Genomic DNA, 19676 nt, shown 5'->3' on the forward strand with positions numbered 1-19676 from the left:
CGATGACCGGAACCCCCCGCCGCCGCGCCCTGGTGGCCGCCTCCCTGACCGTCACCGCCACGCTCGCACTCTCCGCCTGCGGCTCGGACGCGGGCACCGACAACTCCTCGCCCTCCACCGAGGGCGCGACGCACACGGTCAAGACCGCCATGGGCCGGGTGAAGGTCCCGGACAGCCCGAAGCGCGTAGTCGTCCTGGACACCGCCGAGCTGGACTCCGCGATCACGCTCGGCGTGAAGCCGGTCGGCGCGACGCACACCGGCACCGAGTCCGGGTTCCTGAGCTACCTGCCCAAGGACAAGGTCGCGGGCATCAAGGACGTCGGCGAGATGATGAGCCCCAGCCTGGAGGCCGTCGCCGCCCTGAAGCCCGACCTGATCCTCACCAGCAAGGTGCGGCACGGCGCCCTGTACGACGAGCTCAAGGAGCTCGCGCCGACCGTGATGACGGAGAACACCGGTCACCCCTGGAAGGAGAACTTCCAGGTCCACGCCGACGCGCTCGGCATGAAGGCCGAGGCGAAGAAGGTCGTCGCCGACTACACCGCGCACGCCGCGAAGGTCACCGAGGCGGTCGGCGGCAAGGACAAGGCCGCGCGGACCGACGTCAATGTGGTCCGGTTCATCGAAGGCGCGGACATCCGCATCTACGGCAAGCAGAACTACATCGCGACGGTCCTGGCCGATGTCGGTCTGGGCCGCCCGGCCATCACCGACAAGGCGAAGGACGGCTTCTCGTACGACGTGAGCCCCGAGAAGATCAACCTCGCGGGCGAGAACGCCGACATCGTCTTCCACTCGACGTACGGCGACCCGAAGAAGGCCGAGCAGACGCAGACCCTGAACAGCGGGCTGTGGAAGAACATGCCGGCCGTGAAGGCGGACAAGGCCTTCGGCGTCGACGACGAACTGTGGATCCAGGGCATCGGCTACACCGCCGCCCACAAGATCCTCGACGAGCTGCAGGGCCACCTGACGAAGTAGCGGACCCCTACCGCCTCCGCGCCCGCCACACCAGGTAGAGCGCGGAGGCGACGGCCGCCGTCCGTACGACGACGGGCCACCCGCCCGAGACCGCCTCGCCCATCGCGCCCTGGGCGAGCGGCTCGCCCCACCGGCCCTCGGTCCTGCCCCACAGCCACACGAACCCGCCGGCCGCCACGAGCCCCGGCAGCCCGAGCACCGCCCACTTCGCCTGGGCGCGGCTGATGCGCTGCGAGGCGTATGCGAGGAGCCAACCGCCGCCCAGCGCGATCCAGTTGCCGAGCACGGCGCCCCCGACGAGCAGCGTGGCGGCCAGCAGGAGCAGGAGATTCGCGGGCGGCCGGACGGCCTCGGGCGGTTCGGCGACGACGGTCTCGGCGGTACGCCGCCGCAGGCGCAGCAGGCGGCGGCGCGCGGGGACTTCCGCCTCGACGGCCGCTTGCTCCGCTCCCCCGTCCTCCCCGGCTTCGCCGTCCTCTCCGGCTTCGTCCTCCGCCGGCGGGGGCTTGAGTATTTCGGGGATCTCCACGCCCCCGGTGAACCCCGGCACACTGACGCCCAGGCCGAAGGGGCCCGGTTCGACGCGCCACCAGTCGGGTTCGCTGCCCTGGGGGCCGAGTTCGTCCGATCCGGCGAGGTGGGGCGGTGAGGCACCGGCGGGCCGGTCCACCACGCCCGGGCGGGCGCGCTCGCTGGCGCGGTCACGGGGCCGGGGAATCCACCCGCCGCGCCCCTTCGATCTGTCGCGCTGCTCCGGTAGTACGACCGGCTGCGCGTCGGCTCCCGGCGCGGGCATCGCCCCGTCCGACGCCGCCCGCGCCACCAGTTCGGCAGGCGGTCCGATCCGGCCCAGGATGCGGCGTACGGCCGCGGGGGTGTCCGGCGTACCGAACTTGGAGCGCTGCCGGTCGATCTCGTCGCGCAGGCCGGACACCAGCCGCATCCGCGTCGCCGAGGGCAGCTTGTGCTGCTGAGCCAGGTCGCCGACCCTGCTCAGATAGTCGTAGACGAGCTGATCGCTCTCGATCCCCACGCGCCGTTCCCGTCCCTCACCCTCCAACTGCCTGCACCGACGGTAGCGCCACACCGGCTACCGTGGGGCGGATGGGGACCGGCGAGCGCAACCAGGAGGCGCACGTGTCCGAAGGATCAGGCCCAACGCCACCACGCACGCTCGCGGAAGCCCTGCGCACCCGCGGCGACGCGTCCCTGGCCGCGCTGTTGCGTGCCCGGCCCGACCTGCTGTCGCCCGTGCCGAACGACTTGTCGCAGCTCGCGACCCGGGCGGCGACGCGCGCTTCCGTCGTGCGCGCCCTGGAACGGCTCGACCGGTTCACGCTCCAGACCGCCGAAGCACTGGCCGTGGCACCCGATCCCGCTCCGTACGAGGCGCTGCGCGCGCTGATGACGGGCGACGACGGCGACCCGGCGGTCGACGCCGCGCTGCCCGGAGCCGTCAGTACGCTGCGTGACCAGGCGCTGCTCTGGGGCGCCGACGACCGGCTGCGTCTGGTGCGTACCGCCCGGGAGTTGCTCGCCCCTTCCCCCACGCATCCCTCGCCGACCGGCCTCGGCCCGACCGTCGCCGAGGCGACCGCCGGGATGTCCCCGGGGCGGTGGCAGGAGACCCTGGCCGCTGCCGGGCTGGCGCCCACACACGATCCGGTGTCGGCGGTCGCGGCGCTGGCTGAGCTCTTCAACGACCGCGCCCGGATGTCGGCGCTGCTCGACACGGCGCCGCCCGAGGCGCTGATGGTGCTGGAGCGGCTGGTGTGGGGGCCGCCGTACGGCGAGGTGACGTCGGATCCCGCGCCGCCCGTGCGGTGGCTGCGCGACCGCGGGCTGCTGCTGCCGACGAGTCTGCGCACGGTCGTTCTGCCGCGCGAGGCCGCGCTGCATCTGCGCGCCGGGCGGGCGCACCGGGTGCCGGAGCCGGTGCCGCCCGCGGTGGCGGCCGCCGCCGAATACCGTCCACAGGTTGTGGACAGTACGGCCGCGGGGCAGGCGTACACCGCGCTGGCCACCGTCGAGGAGCTGCTCAAGGACTGGAACGAGGGCGGTCCGGCCGTCCTGCGCTCCGGCGGGCTGAGTGTCCGCGACCTGAAGCGGACGGCCGCCGCGCTCGACGTGCCCGAGCACACGGCCGCGTTCTGGGTCGAACTCGCCTACGCGGCAGGGCTGCTGGCGTCCGACGGCGAGGCGTCCGAGCGGTACGCCGCCACGCCCGCGTACGACGAATGGCTCGACCTGCCGCCGCAGGACCAGTGGACCCGCCTGGCCCGCGCCTGGCTGCACGCCACCCGCACGGCGGGCCTCGTCGGCAGCCAGGACACCAAGGGCCGGGTCCTGGCGGCGCTCGGCCCCGACCTGGACCGCTCGGCGGCCCCGGAGGTACGCCGCCGGGTGCTCGCCCTCCTGGGCGGGCTGCCGGAGGGCGCCGCGCCTGCGCCGGAACAGGTGCTGGCCCGGCTGCGGTGGGAGCGGCCGCTGCGGGGGGCGAATTCCGCCGCCGCTTCCTCCGACATCTCGGGTGACCTGCGGTCCCGGGTCGCGCTGTGGACGCTCACCGAGGCGGAACTCCTGGGCGTGAGCGGGCGCGGGGCACTCTCCTCCCACGGGCGCGCGCTGCTGGCCACCGGCACCGCTCACACGCGGGCGAGCGACGCCGAGGAGGCCGCGGCGGCCGCGGGCGCCGCCGCGCTGCTCGCGCCGCTGATTCCGGAGCCGCTGGACCACGTCCTGCTCCAGGCCGACCTCACCGCGGTGGCCCCCGGGCCGCTGCGGCGGCCCCTCGCCGACACGCTCGACGTACTCGCCGATGTGGAGTCGAAGGGCGGGGCGACCGTGTACCGCTTCACGCCGGCGTCCGTACGGCGGGCGCTGGACGCGGGGCGGGCCGCGTCCGACCTGCACACCTTCCTGGCCGAGCACAGCCGTACGCCCGTGCCGCAGCCGTTGAGCTACCTCATCGACGACGTGGCCAGGAAGCACGGGCACCTGCGGATCGGGGCCGCGTCGGCGTACGTCCGCTGCGACGACGACGCGATGCTCGGCGAGATCCTCGCCGACAAGCGGTCGCAGCCACTGGGGCTGCGGCGCCTCGCGCCCACCGTGCTGGCCGCGCAGAGCGACCCGGCGACGCTGCTCGAAGGCCTGCGGGGCATGGGCTTCGCGCCCGCCGCCGAGTCGGCGGCCGGCGACGTACTGATCACGCGGGCCCACGCCTACCGGACCCCGCCCCGTACCGCGCCCGTACCGGTGCCGGAGGGACCGCCTACGCCGGACGAGACGCTGCTGGGGGCGGCGCTGCGGGCGATCCGGGCCGGGGACATGGCGTCCACGGCGGTACGCAAGGAGGCCCCGGCGGCTGCGGCGGCCGGGCCGGCGCCGGCCCCGGGCGAACTGCCGCGCACCACCCCCGCCGAGACGCTCGCCACGGTCCAGGCCGCGGCACTGACCGGCTCGGCGGTGTGGATCGGTTACGTCAACGCGGACGGGGCGGCGAGCCAGCGCGTGATCGCGCCGGTGAGGGTGGAGGGGGGCTTCGTCACGGCGTACGACCACACGGCGGACGAGGTCAGGACGTACCCTCTGCACCGCATCACGGGCGTCGCGGAACTGGCGGACAGCCCCTAGCCGGGCGGACGGCACGGGAACGGGACTCCGCCCAGGCCCCCGACCCTCAGACGCCGGTCGGACTGGATGTGCCACGCCCCGTGGGCACCACCGGGCCCGTCCGGCGGTGGCCGACGACGAGACCCGTGTCCGGTGCCGCTGTCAGCGACGCGGACCACGTGCCCTTGCCGTCGCACTCCTTGCCGTTGGGCCAGGAAGCCGTCATGCGGACCTTCGTACTGTCCTTCATGATCACGCGGCCGCCCTCGGCCGAGGTGACCGAGAACCGCACGTCCAGCTCCTCGCCGCGTACGTCGTCGGCCGTAGGCAAGTGCATCCGCGTGCCGGCCACCGTGGACGCCTCCGTGCGCTCCTCGCACTTCCCGTCCACGCACAGCCGGAAGACGGCGGACCCCACCTGATCCACCGCCGCACCGCCGGCCGGCTGGAAGATCACAGTGATCCCCGGTACACCGGCGATGAGCGTGCAGGAGCGACGGCCGTCACTCCCCCCGCAGCCCCCGAGGGCCAGCGCCGCCAGCAGGGCGACGGCCGCCCTGCCGCCGGCACCCGCGCTGAGCACCCACGTCATCAAACCCCCCGGTCCGCACACTGTTGAGCGCTCACCTGCCGGAACGCACCGTATCCCCGTCCCCCCGCGGCACGCGCCTGGCGTGCACGGTCCGCCCGATCCGGCGGCCCAGCAGGAAGTAGCCGATGAGCGCTCCCGTCGTATTGAGGATCACGTCGTCGACGTCGAACGCCCTGCCCTCGACGATCGCGCCCTGCGCCAGCTCCACCAGCACCATCACCACCACCGTGAGAGCCACCACACGCAGCAGCCGCAGCGAGCGCGGCACCAGCACCGGCAGCAGCAGCCCGAACGGCATGCCCAGCAGCAGATTGCCGCCGATCTGCTTGCACGCTGCGAGGAAGGTGTAGTCCTCGGCGTACTGCCGCAGCGAGGCGCCGGGCCGCAGATTGGTCGTGACCAGGGCTTCCGAGGCGTGCGAGGGCGCCAGCGTCAGCCGCGCCAGTACGGCCGAGAAGAGTACGAGGCCCAGAAAGGCCAGGGCGACCGCGAGGGCCCGCAACAGCGCCCGCCCCCAGGAGCGACGAGGTTCCGCTTCATCCGCTTCAGCTGTCATGAACACCCGCCTACCCCGACTCCCGACCCGTACCGCACGCGATGCGGCACACTGGACGTTTGGCCGTACGGGCCGACCTGCCGCAGAAAGGGCCGAAACACGCGTGAACGGACCCCTCATCGTCCAGAGCGACAAGACTCTGCTCCTCGAAGTCGACCACGAGCTCGCCGACGCCTGCCGCCGGGCGATCGCGCCCTTCGCCGAGCTGGAGCGGGCCCCCGAGCACATCCACACGTACCGGGTGACGCCGCTCGGCCTGTGGAACGCGCGGGCCGCCGGACATGACGCCGAGCAGGTCGTCGACGCGCTCGTCGAGTTCTCCCGCTACCCGGTCCCGCACGCGCTGCTCGTCGACGTCGCCGAGACGATGGCCCGCTACGGCCGCCTCACCCTCTCCAAGCACCCCGTACACGGTCTCGTCCTCACCTCCACGGACCGCCCGGTGCTGGAGGAGATCCTCCGCTCGAAGAAGGTCCAGCCGCTGGTCGGCGCCCGGATCGACGCGGACACGGTCGCCGTGCACCCCTCCGAGCGCGGCCAGATCAAGCAGACGCTGCTCAAGCTGGGCTGGCCGGCCGAGGACCTCGCGGGGTACGTCGACGGCGAGGCCCACGCGATCGACCTCGCGGAGGACGGCTGGGCGCTGCGCCCGTACCAGAAGCAGGCCGTCGAGGGCTTCTGGCACGGCGGCTCGGGCGTCGTGGTCCTGCCCTGCGGCGCGGGCAAGACGCTGGTCGGCGCGGGCGCGATGGCGCAGGCGAAGGCCACCACGCTCATCCTCGTCACGAACACCGTCTCGGCCCGCCAGTGGAAGCACGAGCTGGTGAAGCGGACGTCGCTGACCGAGGACGAGATCGGCGAGTACAGCGGTACGCGCAAGGAGATCCGCCCGGTCACCATCGCGACGTACCAGGTCCTGACGACGAAGCGGAAGGGCATCTACCCGCACCTGGAGCTCTTCGACTCCCGGGACTGGGGCCTGATCGTGTACGACGAGGTGCACCTGCTGCCCGCGCCCGTCTTCAAGTTCACGGCGGACCTCCAGGCGCGGCGGCGCCTCGGCCTGACGGCGACGCTCGTGCGCGAGGACGGCCGCGAGTCCGACGTCTTCTCCCTCATCGGCCCGAAGCGTTTCGACGCGCCGTGGAAGGAGATCGAGGCGCAGGGCTACATCGCGCCCGCCGACTGTGTCGAGGTACGGGTCAACCTCACCGAGAGCGAGCGGCTCGCCTACGCGACGGCCGAGACGGAGGAGAAGTACCGCTTCTGCGCGACCACCGCGACCAAGCGGAAGGTGACGGAGGCGCTGGTACGGAAGTTCGCGGGCCAGCAGATCCTCGTCATCGGCCAGTACATCGACCAGCTCGACGAGCTGGGTGAGCATCTGGACGCGCCGGTCATCAAGGGCGAGACGTCGAACGCGCAGCGCGAGAAGTTGTTCGAGGCGTTCCGGCAGGGGGAGATCAGCGTGCTGGTCGTCTCGAAGGTCGCGAACTTCTCGATCGACCTGCCCGAGGCGACGGTCGCGATCCAGGTGTCGGGTACGTTCGGCTCCCGCCAGGAGGAGGCCCAGCGCCTGGGCCGGGTCCTGCGGCCGAAGGCGGACGGCCACCAGGCGCACTTCTACTCGGTGGTCGCGCGCGACACGATCGACCAGGACTTCGCGGCCCACCGGCAGCGGTTCCTGGCGGAACAGGGTTACGCGTACCGGATCGTGGACGCGGACGAACTGATGGCGGAGGACGGCACCGCCTCGTAACGCGGACGGGACGGGGGCCGGGCCGGGCGTGGCCGACGGCCCTCCCCCGCCCCGGCCCCGGGCCTCACACGCCGGACGGGGTGTACGTGCCGGACGAGCCCGACCCGGCCGGGCGGCCGGCCCAGGCCACCTTGCCGGCGCCGGCCGTACTGGTGGCGCGTGACCCCGCCGCGTACGCCAGCAGTAGCAGCCCCAGCAGTGCGTACGGGGACGCCAGGGGCTGCTGCCACCAGGGGAGTCGCAGGTCCAGGGGGCCCGCGTGCGGCACCAGCCACAGCGTGCGGGCCAGGAAGACGACGGCCACCGCCGCCGCCACCTTCCCCCGGCCCTCCGCCACGAGCACCGCGAGCAACGGCACGCACCACACCCAGTGGTGCGACCAGCTGATCGGCGACACCAGCAGCGCGGTCACCGCGGTGGCCAGCACGCCCCACGTCTCGCGCCCCGCCCCCACCGCCCGGCGCGCCGTCCACAGCCCTGCCGCCGCGACCAGTACCGCCGCCGCCAGCCACACAGGGCCGGGCTCGGGGTGGTGCAGGAGCCGCGCGAGCAGCCCTTGCAGCGACTGGTTGTCGACGATCCACGCCTTGCCGACCCGCCCGGTCTCGAAGATCCGCCGGGTCCAGAAGTCGACGCTGGCGTGCGGCAGTACGAGCGCTCCGAGCAGCACCGTGCCCGTCAGCGAGGCGACGGCGGTGAGACCGGCCCGTACCCGGCCCGTCAGCAGCAGGTACACGATGAAGATCGCGGGTGTGAGCTTGACGCCCGCCGCGACACCGAGCGCGAAGCCCTTGCCGATCGCGTCGTCCGTACGGGTCAGGTCCCACAGGACGAGGCACGCGAGCGCCAGGTTGATCTGCCCGAAGACGATGGTCTGGAAGACGGGTTCGAGCCACACGCCGACCGCCGTGGCCGTGAGAACGAGCGCGGGCCGGGCCACAAGCCGGGCGAACCGGCAGGAGAGATGGACGAGGAGCGCGAGCAGCGCGGTGTTGCCGACGGCGAAGGCGGCCTTGAGGGCGCCGAGCGGCAGCCAGGTCGTCGGGACGAAGAGAATCGCGGCGAACGGCGGGTACGTGGCGGGCAGTTGCCACTGGGTGACGGTGAACCCGTACAGGTCGGTGCCGTTCGCGACGGCCGCCCCTTCCGCCCGGTAGACGAGGGTGTCGGCCATGGGGATGTGCTGGAGTACGCACAGCGTGGCCAGCGCGGCCAGGGACACGGCGAGCAGAACGCCGGCGGGCAGCCGGGCCGGTACGGCCGGTGATCGAGAGGTCACGGTGCGTTGTTCCACGGCCGCGACCCTAGTGGATCAGCGGGGGCGGATCGCGATCGGCGTGCGGCCCCGCGGCGCCGCACGCTCAGCGGCGCTTTACGCCCGCCTCCTGCGCGTACTCCCCCAGGACGGCCACGCGGAACGCGGCGCCCACGAACACCTTGACGGCGCGCAGCGCCTCGCCGATCCGGTGGCTCGGGTGGGCGTCGCCCAGGGCGGTGGCGCCGGCGGCGGGGTGGGCGGACGGGCCTGGGGTGAAGGTTGCTGAACTCATGTTTCCATGATGAATACCGGACATTCTGTGCACAACGGTCTGAGGGCTGAACTCCGGGCCGCCCGGCTCCTCCCGGGGGCTGACCCCGGCCCCTAGGGCCTGTCGTCAAATGATCTTTACCGGTGCGACGGTGGTCGCGCGCGGGTCGTTAATGAGTTGACCGGGTGACGCCGCCTGGGCAGGCTGCAGCCCGGACCTGGACGACAGCCTGCTTGCTGGTGAACTGCTCCCCGATCGCCGGGGTGGGGCAGCGCGTCAGCAGATCGGAAATGCCGGAAGATGACCTCTCACCTCCACGCGCTCTGCTTCGACGCGAACGACCCGCTCCGTCTCGCGCGCTTCTGGGCCGGCGTCCTGGGCTGGGAGATGGCCGACGACTCCCGCGACGGCATCACGCTCCTGCCCAGCGATGACACCGGGTTCCGAATCCGTTTTCTTCCGACCCAGGAGCGGAAGACGGGCCAGAACCAGATGCACTTCGATCTGACGAGCAGGTCCCTCGACGACCAGCGGCAGACTGTGGCGAGGTCGCTCGGACTCGGCGCCCGGCACATCGACATCGGTCAACGCCCGGAGGAGGGCCATGTGGTGCTCGCCGACCCCGAAGGCAACGAGTTCTGCGTCATCGAGCCGGGCAACAACTTCCTCGCTGACTGCGGATTCATCGGAGCGCTTGCGTGCGACGGTTCGCAGGACGTCGGGTACTTCTGGAGCCGGGCGCTGGGCTGGCCGTTGGTCTGGGACCAGGACCAGGAGACCGCGATCCGCTCGCCGCACGGCGGTCCGAAGGTCACGTGGGGCGGTCCGCCACTGATGTCGAAGACCGGGAAGAACCGGCTGCATTTCGACCTCGCTCCGCCTGCCCACGGTGATCAGCAGGCGGAGGTCGACCGTCTCGTCTCCCTCGGGGCGACTCGCCTCGACATCGGCCAGGGCGAGGTCGACTGGGTGGTGATGGCCGACCCCGATGGCCATGAGTTCTGTGTGTCGGCACCCCGATAACGCGATCGGTCCGGAGGCGGCGCCCCCTCACAGGGCGGGGGGCCGAGCCATGGCCGTCCGACTCACCCGCGTTGCTGAAGAGGGTGAGCACCGGCCCCTCCCGCACCTCGTGGACGGAAAACCATTCGCGCGCGCCGCGCCCCCGCGACTACAATCCCCGGTCTTCCCGCCTCCCTCCGTGGAGCGCCGCCGCCCGGACGGAAACCGGACGGTCCACGCCGTGATCCCCATGTGATCCCTCCGGAGGCAAGACCGTGCCCGCGCCCGACCCCAGCCGTTCCACGCCCGAGCCCAGCCGTTCCCTTGCGGAGCCCGACCCCCTGGGCCGGGAGCGTGCCCACCTCACCGCCTCGCGCGCCGCGCTGCGCGCCATGCGTGAGGACGCGCAGGCACTCGACATCCGCGACGTCACCGCGAACTGGGTGAACGCCGCCGTCCTCGGCGCCCAGATCGAGGAACGCATCAAGTCGCTCGCCGACCTCTCCCACACCCCGCTCTTCTTCGGCCGCCTCGACTACCTCCATGTCGTCGGCGCGGACCGGGCGGAGGGCGCGGAGGGCGAGCGCTTCTACATCGGCCGGCGTCACGTCCACGACGCCGACGGCGACCCCCTGGTCATCGACTGGCGCGCGCCCGTGTCCCAGCCCTTCTACCGCGCCTCGAAGAAGGACCCGCTGGACGTCGGGCTGCGGCGCCGCTTCGGCTACACGGGCGGCGAGCTCACGGCGTACGAGGACGAGCACCTGTCCGACCCGGCGGAGGCGGAGCAGACCAGCAAGCTGCTCCAGGCGGAGATCGAGCGCCCGCGCGTCGGCCCCATGCGGGACATCGTGGCGACGATCCAGCCCGAGCAGGACGAGATCGTACGGTCCGGCCTGTCCGGCAGCGTCTGCGTGCAGGGCGGCCCGGGAACCGGAAAGACGGCGGTGGGCCTGCACCGCGTCGCGTACCTCCTCTACGCGCACCGCGACCGGCTGGCCCGTACCGGCACGCTCGTCATCGGCCCCAACAAGTCCTTCCTCCACTACATCGAGCAGGTCCTGCCCGCGCTGGGCGAGCTGGAGGTCAAGCAGGCGACGGTCGACGACCTGGTGGCGGTGCACGGCGAGGTGCGGGGCACCGACGAGGCCGGCACCGCCGTGATCAAGGGCGACGCACGGATGGCGGAGGTGCTGCGCCGAGCCCTGCGCTCGCACGTCACCACCGCTCCCACCGAGCCCGTGGAGGTGGTGCGCGGCTCGCGGAGGTGGCGTGTTCCGGCGTACGAACTCGAGGAGATGGTCGGCGAGTTGCTGGCGCGGGAGATCCGTTACGGAGCCGCCCACGACGCCCTGCCGCAGCGCATCGCCCATGCGGTGCTGGTCCGCATGGAGGAGTCGGGCGAGGCTCCGGACGACCGGGTGCAGGACGCGGTGGCGCGCAACCCGGCGGTGAAGGCGGCCGTCAAGGCGGTCTGGCCCGCGGTGGACCCGGCGAAGCTGGTGCTGCGGCTGCTGTCCGACGCGGAGTTCCTGGCGGAGCACGCGGAAGGCGTGCTGTCGGCGGAGGAGCAGAAGCGCATCGTGTGGGCCAAGCCGGCGCGTTCGGTGAAGTCGGCGAAGTGGTCGGCGGCGGATGTGGTGCTGCTCGACGAGGCGGCGGACCTGATCTCGCGTACGCACTCGCTCGGACACGTCGTGCTCGACGAGGCGCAGGATTTGTCGCCGATGCAGTACCGGGCGGTGGGCCGCCGCTGCACGACGGGCTCGGCGACGGTACTGGGCGACCTGGCCCAGGGGACGACGCCGTGGGCGACGGCGAGCTGGGCGGAGGCGCTGCGGCACCTGGGCAAGCCGGAGGCGGCGGTCGAGGAACTGACGGCGGGGTTCCGCGTGCCGCGCGACGTCATCGCGTACGCGTCGCGGCTCCTGCCGGCGATCTCGCCGGGGCTCGCGCCGGTGTCGTCGGTGCGGGAGAGCGCGGGGGCGCTGGAGGTGCGGCGGGTGGAGGCCGGCGAGGTGACCGGCGCGGTGGTGGCGGCCTGCGAGGAGGCGCTGCGTCACGAGGGGTCGACGGGACTGATCGCGGCGGACGCGCGCGTGCCGGAGCTGGCGGCGGCGCTCGCTGCGGCGGGGCACGGCTACCTCTCCCCCGGTGAGGAGACGACGGCGGAGTCCCGCCTGACCCTGGTGCCGGCGTCGCTGGCGAAGGGTCTGGAGTACGACTACGTGGTGCTGGACGAGCCGGCGGCGGTGGTGTCGGGCGAGCCGGACGAGCGGACCGGTCTGCGCCGCCTGTACGTGGCGCTGACCCGGGCGGTGTCGGGCCTGACCGTGGTCCACACGACATCGCTGCCGACTGCGCTGGCCTGAGCGCCCGGCCCACGGCCCCGACCCGGGAGCAGGTCGGCCCGGACGCCGTTCGTGCGGGTCCGCGAACGCCGGACGGTCCGGATGATTGCCACAACGCAATCCGGCCCGTCCGGCGCTCGAGAGCGGGGCCCGGGCCGGAGCCCGGTTCGGGAGCACCCCCCGGGCTACGCGTCCAGCGTCGTCCGCCAGGCCCGTACCGCCTCCGCGGACACCGGCTCCTCCCACCCCCCAGGCCGCGCCGCCCCACCGATGTGGAAGGCGCCGATCCCGGCCGCCCGCAACGCGGGAAGATGGTCCAGGCGAAGGCCGCCCCCCACGAGCAGCTGCGGCCGGTACCCCGGCGCCCCCCGCTTCCCGGCCTCCGCCTCCGCCAGCAGCACCGGCAGCCCCGCGTCGACGCCCTCCGCCGAGCCGGCGGTCAGGTACGTGTCCAGGCCCGGCAGCTCCGCGAGCTGCTTGCGCAGCGCGTCACGGTCCGCCGCCCGGTCGATCGCCCGGTGGAACGTCCACCGGCATCCCTCGATCTCCGCCACCACCCGCTCGACCGCGACCAGATCGGCGTTCCCCTTCGCGTCGAGGAAGCCGAGTACGAACTCCTCGGCACCTTCCGCGAGCAGGCCCCGCGCCGCCAGCACCAGTGCGTCGACGTCCCCCGCGAGGAACCCGTCCGCCAGCCGCAGCATCACGCGCAGCGGGATGTCCACCGCCGCACGGATCCGTCCGAAAGTCTCGCGCGACGGGGTCAGGCCGTCCGCCGCCATGTCGGTGACCAGCTCGAGCCGGTCCGCGCCTCCGGACTGGGCGGCGAGCGCGTCCTCCGCGTCGAGGGCGATCACCTCCAGGACTGCACGGTTGTTCATGGGACTCCATTCTCCGGAAAACGGAACTACAGGTCTAGTCCAATCTCCACCCTAGGGCCCGCGCCCGGCCCGCGCACCAACACACGCTTGCGCACCCGCGTGGCCGGAGGTATACATGGAGCCGTAACCGATACCCCCTAGGGGTATCTACCCGCCACGACGAGCCAGCCCGAGGAGCAGACGTGACCACCACGACGCCCGCCACCGGAACAGCCGGCGCCACCGGAGCCGAGGTCGAACTCGCCATCGGCGGGATGACCTGCGCCTCGTGCGCCGCCCGCATCGAGAAGAAGCTGAACCGGATGGACGGCGTGGAGGCGACCGTCAACTACGCCACCGAGAAGGCGAAGGTCACCTACCGCGACGCGGACGTGTCCGTACGGGATCTGATCGCGACGGTGGAGGCCACCGGCTACACGGCCGAGGAGCCGCCTCCGCCACGCACCGGACCGGAATCGGCGACAGCCGGCGCGGACGCGGAACGCGCCGGGGACGACGAACTGCTGCCGCTCCGCCGGCGCCTCGTCACCGCGACCCTGCTCGCCGTGCCGGTCGTCGCGATGGCGATGGTCCCCGCCCTGCAGATCGAGTACTGGCAGTGGCTGTCCCTGACCCTGGCCGCCCCGGTCGTCACGTACGCCGCCTGGCCCTTCCACCGCGCCGCGTGGACCAACGCCAGGCACGGCGCGGCGACGATGGACACGCTGATCTCGGTCGGCACCTCGGCGGCGTTCCTGTGGTCGCTGTGGGCGCTGTTCTTCGGCACCGCCGGTACGCCCGGCATGACACACCCCTTCGAACTGACCGTCTCGCGCAGCGACGGCGCCGGGAACATCTACCTGGAGGCGGCGGCCGGCGTCACCGCGTTCATCCTGGCCGGCCGGTACTTCGAGGCCCGCTCCAAGCGCAAGGCCGGCGCCGCGCTCAAGGCGCTGCTGGAACTCGGCGCCAAGGAAGTCACCGTCCTGCGCGACGGCGGCGAGCACCTGACAGCCACGGCCGACCTGCGGGTCGGCGACCGCTTCCTGGTCCGCCCGGGCGAGAAGATCGCCACCGACGGCACCGTCGTCGAAGGCACCTCCGCCGTCGACGCCGCACTGCTCACCGGCGAGTCCGTCCCGGTCGAGGTCGCCCCCGGCGACACCGTCACCGGCGCCACCCTCAACGCCGGCGGCCGCCTGGTCGTCGAGGCCACCCGCGTCGGCGCCGACACCCAGCTCGCCCGCATGGCCAAGCTGGTCGAGGACGCCCAGAACGGCAAGGCGGCGGCCCAGCGCCTGGCCGACAGGATCTCCGCCGTCTTCGTCCCGGTCGTCATCGCGCTGGCGGTCGCCACGCTCGGCTTCTGGCTCGGCAACGGCGCGGGCCTGACAGCCGCGTTCACCGCCGCAGTGGCCGTACTGATCATCGCCTGCCCCTGCGCCCTGGGCCTGGCCACCCCGACCGCCCTCATGGTCGGCACCGGCCGCGGCGCCCAGCTCGGCATCCTGATCAAGGGCCCCGAAGTACTGGAGACCACCCGCAACGTCGACACGGTCGTCCTCGACAAGACCGGCACCGTCACCACCGGCCGGATGACCCTGCTCGAGGTGCACACCGCCGACTCCACCGACGAGGACGAAGTTTTGCGGCTGGCAGGCGCGTTGGAGCACTCCTCCGAGCACCCGGTCGCCCGGGCCGTCGCCACCGGCGCCGCGGCCCAGGTCGGTGCGCTCCCCACCCCCGAGGACTTCGCGAACGTCCCCGGCCTCGGCGTCCAGGGCATCGTCGAGGGCCACGTCGTCCTCGTCGGCCGCCCCAGGCTGCTCGCCGAGTGGGCGATGGCCCTGCCCGTCGGACTGGAGCGCGCCAGGGCCGCCGCCGAAGCGGCCGGACGCACCGCGATCGCGGTGGCCTGGGACGGCGAGGCCCGCGCGGTCCTCGAAGTCGCCGACGCCGTCAAGGCCACCAGCGCCGAAGCCGTCCGCAGGCTGCGCGCCCTGGGCCTGACCCCGATCCTGCTGACCGGCGACAACCGGGCCGTCGCCGAGTCGGTCGCCCGCGAAGTGGGCATCGACGAGGTGTTCGCCGACGTCATGCCCGAGGACAAGGCCGACGTCGTCAAGAAGCTCCAGGCCCGGGGCCGCAGCGTGGCCATGGTCGGTGACGGAGTCAACGACGCCGCCGCCCTCGCCCAGGCCGACCTCGGTCTGGCCATGGGGACCGGAACCGACGCGGCCATCGAAGCCGGCGACCTGACGCTCGTACGGGGCGACCTGCTCGCCGCGGCGGACGCCATCCGTCTCTCCCGCAAGACCCTGGGCACCATCAAGTCCAACCTCTTCTGGGCCTTCGCCTACAACATCGCCGCCCTCCCGCTGGCCGCCTCCGGCCTCCTCAACCCGATGATCGCCGGAGCCGCCATGGCCTTCTCCTCCGTCTTCGTCGTCGGCAACTCCCTGCGTCTGCGCGGCTTCAAGGCCGCCACCCACTGAGGACGCCGGCCCCGTCGGCCGCCCCCGCACGCAGGCCGGAGCGCGGGCCCTCGCGTGGGGGCGGCTTCCCCGTACGCGCGTCCCGGGCGGCAAGATGAGGGCATGAACGCCACGGCCGCCGCTCCGCGGCATCCCGCGCACGACGACCTGGTCCGCCGCTGGCTGGACACCGTCCCGGCCGGAAGCGAGCTCTCCGCCGACCCTCGCCCGTACGCCGAGAACCTCCTCGCCCGCTGGGCCGAGCCCCAGCGGCGCTACCACTCCACCGACCACCTCGTCGCGGTCCTCGGCCGTCTCGACACGCTGGCCGGCCACGCCGACGACCCGGCCGCCGTCCGCCTCGCCGCCTGGTTCCACGACGCGGTCTACCGTCCCGACCGCTCCGAGAACGAGGAGCGCAGCGCGCTCCTCGCCGAGCGCGCCCTGGCCGAGCTGGGGCTCGACGACGCCCTCACCGCCGAGGTCGCCCGCCTGGTCCGCCTCACCGCCGGCCACGACCCCGACCCGGGCGACACCAACGGCGAGGCCCTCTGCGACGCGGACCTGGCGATCCTGGCCGCGCCCCCGGCCCCGTACGCCGCCTACGCGGCAGCGGTCCGCGAGGAGTACGGCTTCGTCCCGGACGCCGCGTTCCGCGAGGGCCGGGCGGCCGTGCTGCGGCAGCTCCTGGAGCTGCCGCAGCTGTTCCGTACGCCGCACGGGAGGGCGGAGTGGGAGGCGCGGGCGCGGCAGAACCTCATGACGGAGCTGGACCTGCTCACGGTCTGAGCGGACCGCCCGGCCCGACGCGACCGGGCCGGCCCGACGCGACCGGTCGGGAATGCCGGCGGCACCCGTGGTGTTCTCCCCTGTCATGCCCGACTCTGCCGACCGCCGCACCCGTATGCCCCTTGCCGTCTACATACTCGGCCTGGCGGTCTTCGCCCTCGGTACCAGCGAATTCATGCTGTCCGGGCTGCTGCCGCCGATCGCCGCCGACATGGACGTCTCGATCCCGCAGGCCGGGCTCCTGATCTCGGCCTTCGCCATCGGCATGGTGATCGGCGCGCCCCTGCTGGCCGTCGCCACGCTGCGCCTTCCCCGCCGTACGACCCTGGTCGCCCTGATCACGGTCTTCGGCCTCGGCCAGGTCGCCGGCGCGCTGGCACCGTCGTACGAGCTGCTCTTCGCCTCGCGCGTCGTGAGCGCGTTCGCGTGCGCCGGGTTCTGGGCGGTGGGGGCGGCGGTCGCGATCGCGATGGTGCCGGTGCACTCACGGGCGCGGGCGATGGCGGTCATGATCGGCGGCCTGAGCATCGCGAACGTACTGGGCGTACCGGCCGGGGCGTTCCTCGGCGAGCACCTGGGCTGGCGGGCGGCGTTCTGGGCGGTGGGCGCGGCGTCGGCGCTCGCGCTGGTGGGCGTCGTGACGCTGATCCCGCGCATTCCGCTCCCGGCGGAGGAGCCGCGGCTGATGCGGGAGCTGGCGATCTACCGTGACCGTCAGGTCTGGCTCGCGATCACCGTCACGGCACTCGCGGCGGGCGGCGTCTTCTGCGCGTTCAGCTACCTCGCGCCGCTGCTGACGGATGTGGCGGGCCTCGACGCGGGCTGGGTTCCCACGGTGCTGGCGCTGTTCGGGATCGGTGCTCTGGTGGGTACGACGGTGGGCGGCCGCGTCGCGGACGCGCACCTCTTCGGCGTACTGATCAGCGGCATCGCGGCGTCGACGGTCTTCCTGGCGGTACTGGCGCTCTTCGCGTCCAGCGCGGTGGTGGCCGTGGCCGTGTCGTTCCTCCTCGGCTTCTCGGCGTTCTACACGGCGCCCGCGCTCAACGCCCGGATGTTCAACGTCGCCGGCGCCGCGCCGACCCTGGCGGGCGCGACCACGACAGCGGCGTTCAACCTGGGCAACACGGGCGGCCCCTGGCTCGGCGGCACGGTGATCGACGCGGGCTTCGGCTTCTCGTCGACGGCGTGGGCGGGCGCGGCGATGACCGTCGTGGCCCTGGCGGCCGTCGCCGCCTCCCTGCGCCTCCAGCGGTCGCGTTCCCGCCTGGTGGCGTCCTCGGCGTCAACACCGAAGGCCGTCCGCACCAAGCAGCTCTGACCGCGCCACGGGCCGACGACCACGCTCTTCACCGGCCCCCGGAACGGCGCGTACAAGCTCAGCGAGCGTGCCGCGTTCGGTGAGCACGTGCGCCTCCCCGAACCCTTCGGCGGGGTCCTGGACACCAGCGCCTTCTCGGGCTGAGCGGGTCCAGGACCGGCCAGGCCCCAGGACCGGGCACCTCTACGCCGGGCGGCCCTTCGGGCGGCGCAGACCCGCCCCCGTGAGGCGGCGGACCAGTTCCTTCGAGCCGACCTCGACCGCCCCCAGCCGCACCGCGTCCGCGTACCGCGCTTCCGGTACGTCGTAGTGATCGCGGTCGAAGGCGCGCGACGGGCAGCCGATGGAGGCGGCGAAGGCGTGCAGTTCCTCGTACGAGACGTCGCTCACCAGGTGCGACCACATGCGGCCGTGGCCCGGCCAGGTCGGCGGGTCGATGTAGACCGTCACCGCAGGCTGCCGACCGGCGCGACGATCACCGCCGCCTTCGAGCAGACCCAGTGGGGGTCGGCCCCCAACTCCGGTTCGACTTCCAGGGCGTGCGGCTCACCGCCGCCGCACACCGGGCACAGCGGCCAGCGCCCGTAGCGCTCCAGCAGCGCGTCCTGCACGTCCTGGGCTATCAGACCCACGACGTACCCCGCACCCTCCGGCCACTGCTCCACCCACCAGCGGCGGTGCGCCACCGCGTCCTCGACCAGCGACACGACGTCCGCCTGGGCCACGTCGCGCGCCGCGAGGTCGGCCATGACCAGGGCACGGGCCACGTGCAAGGCCTGTTCCAGGGGAGGAGTCGTGGGGTCCATGCAGCCATTGTCGCGCGCGGGAACGGAGGGGGTTGACGCCCCCGGAGCACGAAAATATCTTTCAGGTGTGACCAATGAAGTGAAGGAAATTTTCACCGGCGCCGGCAGAACCGCCCCGCCCGCGCCCGCCGCCCTCGCCGCCAAGGTGCGGACGCTCGCCCCGTCCATGACCCGCTCCATGCAGCGCGTCGCGGAAGCCGTCGCCGCCGACCCGGCCGGCTGCGCCGCCCTCACGGTCACCGGCCTCGCCGAGCTCACCGGCACCAGCGAGGCCACCGTCGTCCGCACCGCGCGCCTCCTCGGCTACCCCGGCTACCGCGACCTGCGCCTCGCGCTCGCCGGGCTCGCCGCCCAGCAGCAGTCCGGCCGGGCGCCCGCCGTGACCGCCGACATCGCGGTCGACGACCCGATCGCCGACGTCGTCACCAAGCTGGCGTACGACGAGCAGCAGACCCTCGCCGACACCGCCGCCGGCCTGGACACCGTCCAGCTCGGCGCCGCCGTCACCGCCCTCGCCGCCGCCCGCCGCATCGACATCTACGGCGTCGGCGCCTCCAGCCTCGTCGGCATGGACCTCGCCCAGAAGCTGCTGCGCATCGGCCTCATCGCGCACGCGCACACCGACCCGCACCTCGCCGTCACCAACGCCGTGCAGCTGCGCGCCGGCGACGTGGCGATAGCCATCACGCACTCGGGATCGACCGGCGACGCCATAGAACCGCTCCGCGTCGCCTTCGACCGGGGGGCCACGACGGTCGCGATCACCGGCCGCCCGGACGGACCCGTCTCGCAGTACGCCGACCACATCCTGACCACGTCGACCGCCCGCGAGAGCGAACTGCGCCCGGCCGCCATGTCCAGCCGCACGAGCCAACTTCTCGTCGTGGACTGCCTGTTCATAGGCGTCGCCCAGCGTACGTACGAGACGGCCGCCCCTGCCCTCGCCGCCTCCTACGAGGCGCTCGCGCACCGCCACACCCCTCGCAACAGCAGCCGTTAGCCCGGCCCCGCGGTCACGCGGGAACGCAGCCAGGCAGAC

Annotated in this window: 17 protein-coding genes; 9 read left to right on the forward strand and 8 right to left on the reverse strand. The window is 73.1% G+C overall.

What is annotated here, in order from left to right; all coding sequences use genetic code 11:
* The first annotated feature begins 2 nt into the window (after positions 1–2).
* Complete coding sequence (locus ACWIHY_RS27575) at positions 3–983, forward strand: ABC transporter substrate-binding protein (RefSeq protein WP_454378373.1); 981 nt, start codon at positions 3–5, stop codon at positions 981–983.
* A gap of 7 nt (positions 984–990) precedes the next feature.
* Here ACWIHY_RS27575 and ACWIHY_RS27580 read toward each other — a convergent pair whose 3' ends face one another.
* The gene (locus ACWIHY_RS27580; protein WP_454378374.1) at positions 991–2016 is read right to left on the reverse strand and encodes a hypothetical protein; all 1026 of its coding nucleotides are present in this window, start codon (positions 2014–2016) and stop codon (positions 991–993) included.
* Between the two features lie 71 nt (positions 2017–2087).
* On the opposite strand from ACWIHY_RS27580, the gene ACWIHY_RS27585 reads away from it, so the two are divergent.
* Complete coding sequence (locus tag ACWIHY_RS27585) at positions 2088–4619, forward strand: helicase-associated domain-containing protein (protein ID WP_454378375.1); 2532 nt, start codon at positions 2088–2090, stop codon at positions 4617–4619.
* A 46-nt stretch (positions 4620–4665) separates the two neighbouring features.
* Here the strand turns inward: ACWIHY_RS27585 and ACWIHY_RS27590 are convergent, their stop codons facing one another.
* Together ACWIHY_RS27590 and ACWIHY_RS27595 are read right to left on the reverse strand one after the other, a co-directional pair.
* On the reverse strand, positions 4666–5190 hold the full coding sequence (locus tag ACWIHY_RS27590; protein WP_454378376.1) for a hypothetical protein: 525 nt from the start codon (positions 5188–5190) through the stop codon (positions 4666–4668).
* Positions 5191–5221: 31 nt separating this feature from the next.
* A complete protein-coding gene (locus tag ACWIHY_RS27595) occupies positions 5222–5746 on the reverse strand; it encodes a VanZ family protein (protein ID WP_454378377.1) in 525 nt (174 codons plus the stop codon).
* Between the two features lie 103 nt (positions 5747–5849).
* Between ACWIHY_RS27595 and ACWIHY_RS27600 the strand changes: the two genes are divergently transcribed.
* Positions 5850–7505 carry a DNA repair helicase XPB gene (locus tag ACWIHY_RS27600; protein ID WP_454378378.1) on the forward strand — a complete coding sequence of 552 codons (1656 nt, stop codon included), beginning with the start codon at positions 5850–5852 and terminating at the stop codon, positions 7503–7505.
* Positions 7506–7569: 64 nt separating this feature from the next.
* Here ACWIHY_RS27600 and ACWIHY_RS27605 read toward each other — a convergent pair whose 3' ends face one another.
* Both ACWIHY_RS27605 and ACWIHY_RS27610 read right to left on the reverse strand, forming a co-directional pair.
* On the reverse strand, positions 7570–8736 hold the full coding sequence (locus ACWIHY_RS27605) for a glycosyltransferase 87 family protein (protein ID WP_454378446.1): 1167 nt from the start codon (positions 8734–8736) through the stop codon (positions 7570–7572).
* 130 nt (positions 8737–8866) lie between these two features.
* The gene (locus ACWIHY_RS27610) at positions 8867–9055 is read right to left on the reverse strand and encodes a hypothetical protein (protein WP_454378379.1); all 189 of its coding nucleotides are present in this window, start codon (positions 9053–9055) and stop codon (positions 8867–8869) included.
* Positions 9056–9334: 279 nt separating this feature from the next.
* On the opposite strand from ACWIHY_RS27610, the gene ACWIHY_RS27615 reads away from it, so the two are divergent.
* Positions 9335–10057, forward strand: coding sequence for a VOC family protein (locus ACWIHY_RS27615; RefSeq protein WP_454378380.1), 723 nt, complete (start codon positions 9335–9337; stop codon positions 10055–10057).
* Positions 10058–10428: 371 nt separating this feature from the next.
* On the forward strand, positions 10429–12408 hold the full coding sequence (locus tag ACWIHY_RS27620; protein ID WP_454378447.1) for a HelD family protein: 1980 nt from the start codon (positions 10429–10431) through the stop codon (positions 12406–12408).
* A 164-nt stretch (positions 12409–12572) separates the two neighbouring features.
* Here ACWIHY_RS27620 and ACWIHY_RS27625 read toward each other — a convergent pair whose 3' ends face one another.
* Positions 12573–13268: a copper homeostasis protein CutC gene (locus ACWIHY_RS27625; protein WP_454378381.1), complete on the reverse strand. Its 696-nt coding sequence runs from the start codon at positions 13266–13268 to the stop codon at positions 12573–12575.
* A gap of 182 nt (positions 13269–13450) precedes the next feature.
* Here ACWIHY_RS27625 and ACWIHY_RS27630 point away from each other — a divergent pair, with 182 nt between their 5' ends.
* From ACWIHY_RS27630 to ACWIHY_RS27640, 3 genes are all read left to right on the forward strand, one after another.
* Positions 13451–15742 carry a heavy metal translocating P-type ATPase gene (locus ACWIHY_RS27630; RefSeq protein ID WP_454378382.1) on the forward strand — a complete coding sequence of 764 codons (2292 nt, stop codon included), beginning with the start codon at positions 13451–13453 and terminating at the stop codon, positions 15740–15742.
* A 102-nt stretch (positions 15743–15844) separates the two neighbouring features.
* Positions 15845–16510: an HD domain-containing protein gene (locus tag ACWIHY_RS27635; RefSeq protein ID WP_454378383.1), complete on the forward strand. Its 666-nt coding sequence runs from the start codon at positions 15845–15847 to the stop codon at positions 16508–16510.
* Positions 16511–16625: 115 nt separating this feature from the next.
* On the forward strand, positions 16626–17831 hold the full coding sequence (locus ACWIHY_RS27640; RefSeq protein ID WP_454378449.1) for a Cmx/CmrA family chloramphenicol efflux MFS transporter: 1206 nt from the start codon (positions 16626–16628) through the stop codon (positions 17829–17831).
* A 183-nt stretch (positions 17832–18014) separates the two neighbouring features.
* Here ACWIHY_RS27640 and ACWIHY_RS27645 read toward each other — a convergent pair whose 3' ends face one another.
* A complete protein-coding gene (locus ACWIHY_RS27645; RefSeq protein ID WP_454378384.1) occupies positions 18015–18281 on the reverse strand; it encodes a DUF4031 domain-containing protein in 267 nt (88 codons plus the stop codon).
* Positions 18278–18637, reverse strand: a complete 360-nt coding sequence (locus ACWIHY_RS27650) for a hypothetical protein (protein WP_454378385.1) — start codon at positions 18635–18637, stop codon at positions 18278–18280. The genes ACWIHY_RS27645 and ACWIHY_RS27650 overlap by 4 nt, the downstream gene beginning before the upstream one ends.
* A 67-nt stretch (positions 18638–18704) precedes the next feature.
* On the opposite strand from ACWIHY_RS27650, the gene ACWIHY_RS27655 reads away from it, so the two are divergent.
* On the forward strand, positions 18705–19637 hold the full coding sequence (locus ACWIHY_RS27655) for a MurR/RpiR family transcriptional regulator (protein ID WP_454378386.1): 933 nt from the start codon (positions 18705–18707) through the stop codon (positions 19635–19637).
* Positions 19638–19676 lie beyond the last annotated feature (39 nt).

It is taken from the genome of Streptomyces sp. NPDC055287 (genome assembly GCF_053646035.1).

Bases quoted from the DNA above. Each gene is read 5' to 3' on its own strand.
- ACWIHY_RS27590 (WP_454378376.1), bottom strand. From the start codon at position 5,190: ATGACGTGGGTGCTCAGCGCGGGTGCCGGCGGCAGGGCGGCCGTCGCC.
- ACWIHY_RS27635 (WP_454378383.1), top strand. From the start codon at position 15,845: ATGAACGCCACGGCCGCCGCTCCGCGGCATCCCGCGCACGACGACCTG.
- ACWIHY_RS27615 (WP_454378380.1), top strand. From the start codon at position 9,335: ATGACCTCTCACCTCCACGCGCTCTGCTTCGACGCGAACGACCCGCTC.
- ACWIHY_RS27585 (WP_454378375.1), top strand. From the start codon at position 2,088: ATGGGGACCGGCGAGCGCAACCAGGAGGCGCACGTGTCCGAAGGATCA.
- ACWIHY_RS27575 (WP_454378373.1), top strand. From the start codon at position 3: ATGACCGGAACCCCCCGCCGCCGCGCCCTGGTGGCCGCCTCCCTGACC.
- ACWIHY_RS27610 (WP_454378379.1), bottom strand. From the start codon at position 9,055: ATGAGTTCAGCAACCTTCACCCCAGGCCCGTCCGCCCACCCCGCCGCC.
- ACWIHY_RS27625 (WP_454378381.1), bottom strand. From the start codon at position 13,268: ATGAACAACCGTGCAGTCCTGGAGGTGATCGCCCTCGACGCGGAGGAC.
- ACWIHY_RS27640 (WP_454378449.1), top strand. From the start codon at position 16,626: ATGCCCCTTGCCGTCTACATACTCGGCCTGGCGGTCTTCGCCCTCGGT.
- ACWIHY_RS27620 (WP_454378447.1), top strand. From the start codon at position 10,429: ATGCGTGAGGACGCGCAGGCACTCGACATCCGCGACGTCACCGCGAAC.
- ACWIHY_RS27650 (WP_454378385.1), bottom strand. From the start codon at position 18,637: ATGGACCCCACGACTCCTCCCCTGGAACAGGCCTTGCACGTGGCCCGT.
- ACWIHY_RS27595 (WP_454378377.1), bottom strand. From the start codon at position 5,746: ATGACAGCTGAAGCGGATGAAGCGGAACCTCGTCGCTCCTGGGGGCGG.